We start from the raw sequence: 6,580 nt of genomic DNA, 5'->3' as shown, positions 1-6,580 counted from the left end.
GGCCCGGCCAGCGATCTGACCGGGCCTTCCGCAGCGACCCCGACGGGACTTGAACCCGCGACCTCCGCCGTGACAGGGCGGCGCGCTAACCAACTGCGCTACGGGGCCTCGAGTGGTGAGGCTGTCGTGCTGTGCTGCTGTACTTCAGTTGTGTGGTTCGTACCCCCAACGGGATTCGAACCCGTGCTACCGCCGTGAAAGGGCGGGGTCCTAGGCCGCTAGACGATGGGGGCCCGGTAAGGACGCCCGTGACGCCGAGGCGCCCCAAGACCTCCATAAGCATAGGGGGAGAAGTGCTCGCTGAGCAAAACGCGTGAGTGTGGTCTGCGGCACGTCCGCGGTGCGGGCGATGGGCGATGATGGGGGCATGGTCGAGATTTCCCGGGCGGAGTTCGAGGAGGCCGTGAGCGACGGGCTGGACCTCGTGCCCCCGGAGCTCACCGCCCAGATGGACAACGTCGTCGTCCTCGTCGAGGACGAGCCGCCTGCGGACGCCGGCGACCCCGACCTCCTCGGCCTGTACGAGGGGACCCCGCTCACCGAGCGCGACTCGTGGTGGGCCGCCGGCTCCCTGCCGGACCGGATCACCATCTTCCGCGGCCCCACGCTGCGCATGTGCGAGAGCGTCGAGGAGGTCGTCGAGGAGGTCGCGGTCACCGTGGTCCACGAGATCGCCCACCACTTCGGCATCGACGACGAGCGGCTCCACGAGCTCGGCTGGGCCTGAGATGTCCCACGGTCACCACCACACCGCGGCGGCCGCCCACCGGTCCCGGCTGCTCGCGGCGTTCGCCGTCACCGCGGGCGTCATGGTCGCCGAGGCGGTCGGCGGCTGGCTCTCCGGCTCCCTCGCGCTCCTCGCCGACGCCGGCCACATGCTCTCCGACACGGCGGCGCTCGGTCTCGCCCTCGCCGCCACCTGGCTCGCCTCCCGGCCCGCCCGCGGCCGGTGGACCTTCGGCTGGCAGCGTGCCGAGATCCTCGCCGCGCTCGTCAACGGCGCCATCCTCCTCGTCGTCGGTGTCGTCGTCATCGTCGAGGGCGTAGGCCGCCTGGGCGCGGAGCGGGAGGTCGACCCGACCCTCATGCTCGTCATCGGCGCCGTCGGCCTGGTGGCCAACCTCCTGTCGCTGTGGCTGCTCAGCGGTGGGCGCGAGGAGAGCCTCAACGTCCGCGGCGCCTATCTCGAGGTGTTCGGCGACCTCCTCGGCTCCGTCGCCGTCATCGTCTCCGCCGTCGTCATCGTGCTCACCGGCTGGACGCCGATCGACGCGCTCGCCTCGATCGGCATCGGGCTGTTCATCATCCCCAGGGCCACGCTGCTCCTGCGCGACGTCGCCCGGGTGCTGCTCGAGGGGGCCCCGGAGGACATGTCCCTCACGACGGTGCGCGAGCACATGTGCGAGGTCGAGGGCGTCGTCACCGTCCACGACCTGCACGCGTGGACCATCACCTCCGGCGTCCCCGTCGTCTCGGCCCATGTCGTCGTGGAGGACGACGTGCTCGACCCGGCGCGCTTCTGCGTCGTCCTCGACGCGCTCCAGCACTGCCTCGAGGGGCACTTCGACGTCGAGCACTCCACGCTCCAGCTCGAGCCCCGCGGTCACAAGGACACCGAGCACCGCCTGCACGACTGATCCCCCTCTGGGACGCCCTTCTGCGGGTGGCGGGGCGGTTGTCGTGGGTGTCCCCGGGCGCCAGGGGGCGTCCCAGAGGTGGGGAGGGGTGGGTGCGAGTGTCAAGGAGGGTTGACATTGGTTGTCAGGGATCCTTAACATCAGAGCCATGGTTCCCCGCAGCGCCGCCCAGAGCGGCACGGACAACCCCGTCCGGCTCCGCCGCCGCGAGCTGCGGCTGACGCAGGCCGAGCTGGCCGCGACGGTCGGCGTGAGCCGGCAGACGGTCATCGCCGTCGAGCAGGGGGACTACGCGCCGTCGGTCTACCTCGCGCTGCGGATCGCCCGCGCGCTCGGGGCGACGGTGGAGCAGCTGTTCATCGAGCCCGACGACGGAGAAGAGGCAGGACGATGACACGCAGGAGCAACGGACGGGTCGACCGCGCGCTGGACCGCGTGATGGCCCTCGACAGTCCCGTCTACGGCGACGAGCGCGAGCGTGCCGTCTTCATGGAGTCGGCGACCTTCGGGATGACCGTCGGGATGGTCGCCAGCCTCGTGGCCGCCGTCGTCGCCGCGGTGCTCGGCACGCTCGCCCTGCCCGCCGTGCTCCTCGTCGCCGCCGCGGTCCCCAGCTGGGGCACGATGTTCTACGCCAAGCGGCGCGGCGTCGACGTCAACGAGCTCGTCGGCCGGGTCTCCCTGCGCGAGCGGGCGGGGACCGTCGTCCTCGTCTTCGGCGCGGTCACGCTCACGGTCGCCGCGATGGCCTGGACCGTCTTCACCGGCCACGGGCTCATCGAGCTGCCCACTCCCGACGTCGTCGGGCCGGACGCGGACAACGTCTGGGCGAGCATGCTGCGCGGAGGGGTCATCGGCGGCCTCGTTGGTGCGCTCGTCGGGCTCGTCGCCGCCGTCATCGGCTCCCGCCGGAGCAAGGCGACGCAGGAGGAGGACGTCGAGGAGGACGTCGAGGAGGACTAGTCAGTCCGCCTCGATCTCACCCGAAGGGCGGTCGTCGCCCGAGCTCATGACCGTGCCGGAGCTGACGTCCACCGTCGGCCGCTCGTCGCCGTCGCCGTCGAAGCTCGGCAGCTCGGTCTCCCCGGGGTCGTCGTGCGGCGAGGTGAGCAGGGACGCGGTGGCCCAGCCGCGGAGGAGCAGGTCGTGGTCCGAGCCCGGCTCCTCCTCCGCGTCGACGCCCGAGTAGGTGAGCTGGACGTACCCGTGGCCCTTCTCCCGGACCCGCGCCTGCACGGCGCCGAAGCTCGCGAGGTAGGCCGGGCGCAGGCCCCGGAGCTGGTCCACCGGGATGTCCGGGACGTTGACGTTGAGGACGCGCTCCTCGTCGTCGGGCCGGGACAGCAGCCAGGCGAAAGCGTGCTCGGCGACGAGCCGAGCGGTGGCCCAGTGCTGCGGCTCCGGTGAGGCGATGGACACGGCGAGCGCCGGGATGCCCTGGGTGGCCGCCGACAGCGCCGCACCGACGGTCCCGGAGTGGAGGGTCGCCCGGCCGGTGTTCGCGCCGAGGTTGACCCCGGACAGCACGTAGTCCGGCCGCGGGCCGAAGGCGCCGTAGGCGGCGACGAAGGAGATGAGCGCGGGCGCCGCCTTCACCCCGAGCGAGGCGACCTCGGGAGGCAGACCGGGGGGCCGCTCGTCGACGAGCGCGAGCCGGCCGCCCACCTCCTGCGCGGTGAGGGAGGCGCTCGCCCCGGAGTACTGCCGGTGCGGGGCCGCGACGAGCACCTCGGCGCCCGCCGCGAGCGCGACCTCCGCGAGCACGACGAGCCCCGGGGAGGCGATGCCGTCGTCGTTCGTGATGAGGACGCGCATGCTCACCCCCCGCCCGGGACGTCCGCCGCGGTCTCGACGACGTCCTCGATGCCGATCCGGCCGGCGAAGCGCTCGATCTGCTCCCGGCGACCCGTGCCCAGGCCGCGGCGGGTGACGTTGAGGGCGCCGGCCGCGGCGCCCAGCCGGGCGGCATCGGCGACGCTCGCGCCGCGGCCCAGGGCCACCGCCACGCCCGCCGTCATCGAGTCGCCCGCACCCTGGTGGTCCAGCGGCGTGACGACCGGACCGACGAGGAGGCGGGAGGAGTCCTCCGTGACGAGCAGCGTCGGTTCACCCGCCCGCGAGATGAGCATCGCCTCGACGCCCTGGGCCACCAGCCGGCGGCCCGCGCGCTGGAGCTCCTCCACCGAGTCGTCCGCGGCGAGGCCGGCGTCTCGCAGCTCCTCGTGGCTCATCTTGAGCACGGTGGGGCCCTCGGCCGCCGCGGCCTTCGCCGCCTCCCCGGAGAGGTCCGCGACGATCAGCTTGTCGACGCTGCGCACGTCGCGCACGAGCCGGGCGAGGAACCGCGGCGGCAGCACCCGGTCCGGCTCGGCGCCGGCGAGGATGAGGACGTCGGCCTCGAGCGCCTCGACGAGGACGGTGCCGTACAGGTCGTCGAGCTCGTGGCGGGTGAGCTGCGGCGGCACCATGTGCGCCAGGGACTGGCGGTGCCCGCCGCGCCGGTCGTGGACGTAGGCGCCGTTGCCCGCGTTGTACGGGACGCCGCGGACGTTGAGGTGCTCCTCGGCGAGCATGTGGAGGAGGACGGCGCCCGCCTCCCCGCCGAACGGGCCACAGACGGTGACCTCGGCGCCCAGCGAGCTGGCCATCCGGGCGATCCACAGCCCCTGCCCGCCGGGGTGGAGGTGGATGTCGGCGTTCTGCGGGTAGCCGTCGTCCTGGCCCGGCTCGATCTCGACCATGAGCAGCGGCGTGGGCGTGAGCACGCAGAGCTTGGGCCGGTGCGTGCCGGTCTGCTGCTCCATGCCGACGAGCGTAGGACCGGGGAGGACAAGGCGCAGGACAACGGTGCACACTGTGGCGATGGACGGAGCGGCTCGGCGCCACGACTCGTCAGCGGCGCCCCCGGTGCGCATCCTCGAGGGGCAGGCGGGCAGCGATGCCGCGGCCCTCGCGGTGCGCGCCTACCTCGACGAGCTCACCGACCGCCTGCAGACCCACACCGACCCCGCGCTCGGCATCCCCGGCGACCCCGCCGAGGTCACCCCGCCGCAGGGCGACTTCATGCTCGTGAGCGAGGTCGGCAGCGGGGAGGTCGTCGGGTTCGGTGCGGTCCACGTGCTCGAGCCGGGGGTCGTGGAGATCAGGCGCATGTGGCTGCGGCCGGACGTCCGCGGCCGGGGCCTGGGCAAGTTCCTCCTCGAGCGGCTGGAGAACCGGGCGCGCTCCCTGGGGGCGCGGCGTGTGCTCCTCGGCGTCAACGAGTCCCTCGTCGAGGCGTGCGGGCTCTACGTGAGCGCCGGGTACGAGCCCGTCGACCGTTTCGAGGACAACCCGTACGTCACCCACCACTTCGGCAAGCAGCTCGTTCACGACCGGCCGAGCGGACTGACGTGACTACCGGCCGGGTCAGGCGCAAGATGGAGCCCATGAGTACCGACAACCAGCGCGTGGCGTTCACCGTGGCGCTGAGCGATGAGGAGTGGCGCGAGCGCCTCTCCCCGAAGGAGTACCACGTCCTGCGCGAGGCGGGGACCGAGCGGCCGGGCACCGGTGAGCTGCTCCACGAGGACAGGGAGGGCGTCTACCGCTGCCGCGGCTGCGGCGCCGAGCTCTTCCGCTCGACGGCGAAGTTCGACGCCCACTGCGGGTGGCCGAGCTTCTACTCCCCGGCCGAGTCCGACGCGGTCACCCTCCTCGAGGACCGCTCCCTCGGCATGGTCCGCACCGAGGTCCGCTGCGCCCGCTGCGGCTCGCACCTGGGGCACGTCTTCGACGACGCGCCCCAGACCCCCACCGGGGACCGTTACTGCATGAACTCCGTGGCCCTCACGTTCGAGGAGAGCTGAGGTCCGACCCGTGCTGGTCGTGACCTTCAACCTCCAGCACGGTGAGCCGCTCACCGGGGACGCCCGGTCCGCCCAGCGCCTGGCTGCCGCGGTCCGGGACGTCCCCGGTGACGTGCTCGCACTCCAGGAGGTCGACAAGGGGCAGGCCCGCAGCGGCCGCGTCGACCAGACCGCCGTGCTCGCCGAGACGCTCGGGTTCCGCCGGCACCGGTTCGCCGCCGCGTTCGGCGGCTCGGTGCGTGGGCTGCGCCGCCGTCCCGTCCCGGCGCACGTACCCGGCGGTGCCGGCTACGGGGTGGCCCTCCTCAGCCGCTGGCCGGTGGTCTCGTGGCACGTGCGGCCCCTGCGACCCGGGCCGGTGCGCGTCTCCCGGACCAGCGCCGCGCCCTGGGTGCGGGTGCGGGTCGACGCGCCGCGGGTGCTGCTCGCCGCCGTCGTCCAGGCCCCCGACGGCCCGCTCACGGTGGGGTGCACCCACCTGTCCACCGACCCGCCCACCGCCCGCCGCCAGCTCGCCGAGTCCGTGCGGGCGCTGCGCACCCTGCCCGGCCCCCACCTGCTCCTCGGCGACCTCAACCTCGGCCCCGACGACGCCGCCCGGGCCGCCGGCCTCATCCCGATCGCCCGGGCCGACACCTTCCCCGCCTGGCGACCCTCCCGTCAGCTCGACCACGTCCTCGCCGGTCCCGGGCTCGCGCCGGGCGGTGAGGCGAGCGCTCTCCGGCTCGCGGTCTCGGACCACCGGGCGCTCGCCGTCGACATCGTGCGCACCTGACGCCGTCCCGGATGCGGGCCCTCCCGGGCCGTGCCACCATTCCGGCGACCCACGCGGCGCCGACCCGGGCGCCGGTGAAAGGAAGGAATGCGATGGAGATCATCGGCCTCATCATCTTCGGAGCCGTCATCGGCGCGCTTGCACGGCTGTTCATGAAGGGCGACCAGAATCTCGGCATCCTGTGGACGATCATCCTCGGCGTCGCCGGAGCCCTCGTCGGCTACTGGCTGAGCGGAGTGCTCGGCGTGGAGGACACGGAGGGCATCGACTGGATCCGCTGGGCGATCTCGATCGTCGTCTCGATCCTCTTCATCTCGATC

10 protein-coding genes and 2 tRNA genes are annotated in these 6,580 nt (G+C 73.2%); 8 read left to right on the top strand and 4 right to left on the bottom strand.

The features are described from left to right. Window positions 1-34: 34 nt before the first annotated feature. Together FHE66_RS05585 and FHE66_RS05580 are read right to left on the bottom strand one after the other, a co-directional pair. A tRNA-Asp gene (locus FHE66_RS05585) sits at window positions 35-108 on the bottom strand. Between the two features lie 52 nt (window positions 109-160). Next, window positions 161-233: transfer RNA gene (locus FHE66_RS05580), tRNA-Glu, on the bottom strand. 134 nt (window positions 234-367) lie between these two features. On the opposite strand from FHE66_RS05580, the gene FHE66_RS05575 reads away from it, so the two are divergent. The 4 genes from FHE66_RS05575 to FHE66_RS15385 all read left to right on the top strand — a co-directional run bounded on the left by FHE66_RS05575 (window position 368) and on the right by FHE66_RS15385 (window position 2,600). Next, window positions 368-727, top strand: a complete 360-nt coding sequence (locus FHE66_RS05575; RefSeq protein WP_139071990.1) for a metallopeptidase family protein — start codon at window positions 368-370, stop codon at window positions 725-727. A gap of 1 nt (window position 728) precedes the next feature. Then, on the top strand, window positions 729-1,637 hold the full coding sequence (locus tag FHE66_RS05570) for a cation diffusion facilitator family transporter (RefSeq protein WP_139071989.1): 909 nt from the start codon (window positions 729-731) through the stop codon (window positions 1,635-1,637). Window positions 1,638-1,785: 148 nt separating this feature from the next. Next, the gene (locus tag FHE66_RS05565; protein WP_139071988.1) at window positions 1,786-2,031 is read left to right on the top strand and encodes a helix-turn-helix transcriptional regulator; all 246 of its coding nucleotides are present in this window, start codon (window positions 1,786-1,788) and stop codon (window positions 2,029-2,031) included. Beyond that, window positions 2,028-2,600, top strand: a complete 573-nt coding sequence (locus tag FHE66_RS15385) for a hypothetical protein (protein WP_168202750.1) — start codon at window positions 2,028-2,030, stop codon at window positions 2,598-2,600. Before FHE66_RS05565 ends, FHE66_RS15385 begins: the two co-directional genes overlap by 4 nt. On the opposite strand, the gene surE is transcribed toward FHE66_RS15385, so the two are convergent. Then, window positions 2,601-3,452, bottom strand: a complete 852-nt coding sequence (surE, locus tag FHE66_RS05555) for a 5'/3'-nucleotidase SurE (RefSeq protein WP_139071987.1) — start codon at window positions 3,450-3,452, stop codon at window positions 2,601-2,603. Window positions 3,453-3,454: 2 nt separating this feature from the next. Further along, window positions 3,455-4,441 (bottom strand): 1-phosphofructokinase family hexose kinase, encoded by a 987-nt coding sequence (locus tag FHE66_RS05550; protein WP_139071986.1) that lies wholly within the window; start codon window positions 4,439-4,441, stop codon window positions 3,455-3,457. 58 nt (window positions 4,442-4,499) lie between these two features. On the opposite strand from FHE66_RS05550, the gene FHE66_RS05545 reads away from it, so the two are divergent. The 4 genes from FHE66_RS05545 to FHE66_RS05530 form a co-directional block, all read left to right on the top strand. After that, window positions 4,500-5,033, top strand: coding sequence for a GNAT family N-acetyltransferase (locus FHE66_RS05545; protein ID WP_168202749.1), 534 nt, complete (start codon window positions 4,500-4,502; stop codon window positions 5,031-5,033). A gap of 32 nt (window positions 5,034-5,065) precedes the next feature. After that, window positions 5,066-5,485 (top strand): peptide-methionine (R)-S-oxide reductase MsrB, encoded by a 420-nt coding sequence (gene msrB / locus FHE66_RS05540; protein ID WP_218013625.1) that lies wholly within the window; start codon window positions 5,066-5,068, stop codon window positions 5,483-5,485. Window positions 5,486-5,495: 10 nt separating this feature from the next. Beyond that, window positions 5,496-6,260 (top strand): endonuclease/exonuclease/phosphatase family protein, encoded by a 765-nt coding sequence (locus FHE66_RS05535; RefSeq protein WP_139071983.1) that lies wholly within the window; start codon window positions 5,496-5,498, stop codon window positions 6,258-6,260. Between the two features lie 92 nt (window positions 6,261-6,352). Next, on the top strand, window positions 6,353-6,580 hold a 228-nt coding region (locus FHE66_RS05530), incomplete at its 3' end, for a GlsB/YeaQ/YmgE family stress response membrane protein (RefSeq protein WP_139071991.1).

Source organism: Georgenia sp. 311, from assembly GCF_006151955.1.
Lineage (GTDB): Bacteria > Actinomycetota > Actinomycetes > Actinomycetales > Actinomycetaceae > Oceanitalea > Oceanitalea wutianyii.
The sequence above is the reverse complement of the archived record's forward strand: the minus strand, read 5'-3'. Positions and strand labels throughout refer to the sequence as shown.

Excerpts from the sequence above, each read along its gene's own strand:
- FHE66_RS05570 (WP_139071989.1), top strand. The coding sequence starts at position 729 with ATGTCCCACGGTCACCACCACACCGCGGCGGCCGCCCACCGGTCCCGG.
- FHE66_RS05565 (WP_139071988.1), top strand. The coding sequence starts at position 1,786 with ATGGTTCCCCGCAGCGCCGCCCAGAGCGGCACGGACAACCCCGTCCGG.
- msrB (WP_218013625.1), top strand. The coding sequence starts at position 5,066 with ATGAGTACCGACAACCAGCGCGTGGCGTTCACCGTGGCGCTGAGCGAT.
- FHE66_RS05575 (WP_139071990.1), top strand. The coding sequence starts at position 368 with ATGGTCGAGATTTCCCGGGCGGAGTTCGAGGAGGCCGTGAGCGACGGG.
- FHE66_RS05545 (WP_168202749.1), top strand. The coding sequence starts at position 4,500 with ATGGACGGAGCGGCTCGGCGCCACGACTCGTCAGCGGCGCCCCCGGTG.
- surE (WP_139071987.1), bottom strand. The coding sequence starts at position 3,452 with ATGCGCGTCCTCATCACGAACGACGACGGCATCGCCTCCCCGGGGCTC.
- FHE66_RS05550 (WP_139071986.1), bottom strand. The coding sequence starts at position 4,441 with ATGGAGCAGCAGACCGGCACGCACCGGCCCAAGCTCTGCGTGCTCACG.
- FHE66_RS15385 (WP_168202750.1), top strand. The coding sequence starts at position 2,028 with ATGACACGCAGGAGCAACGGACGGGTCGACCGCGCGCTGGACCGCGTG.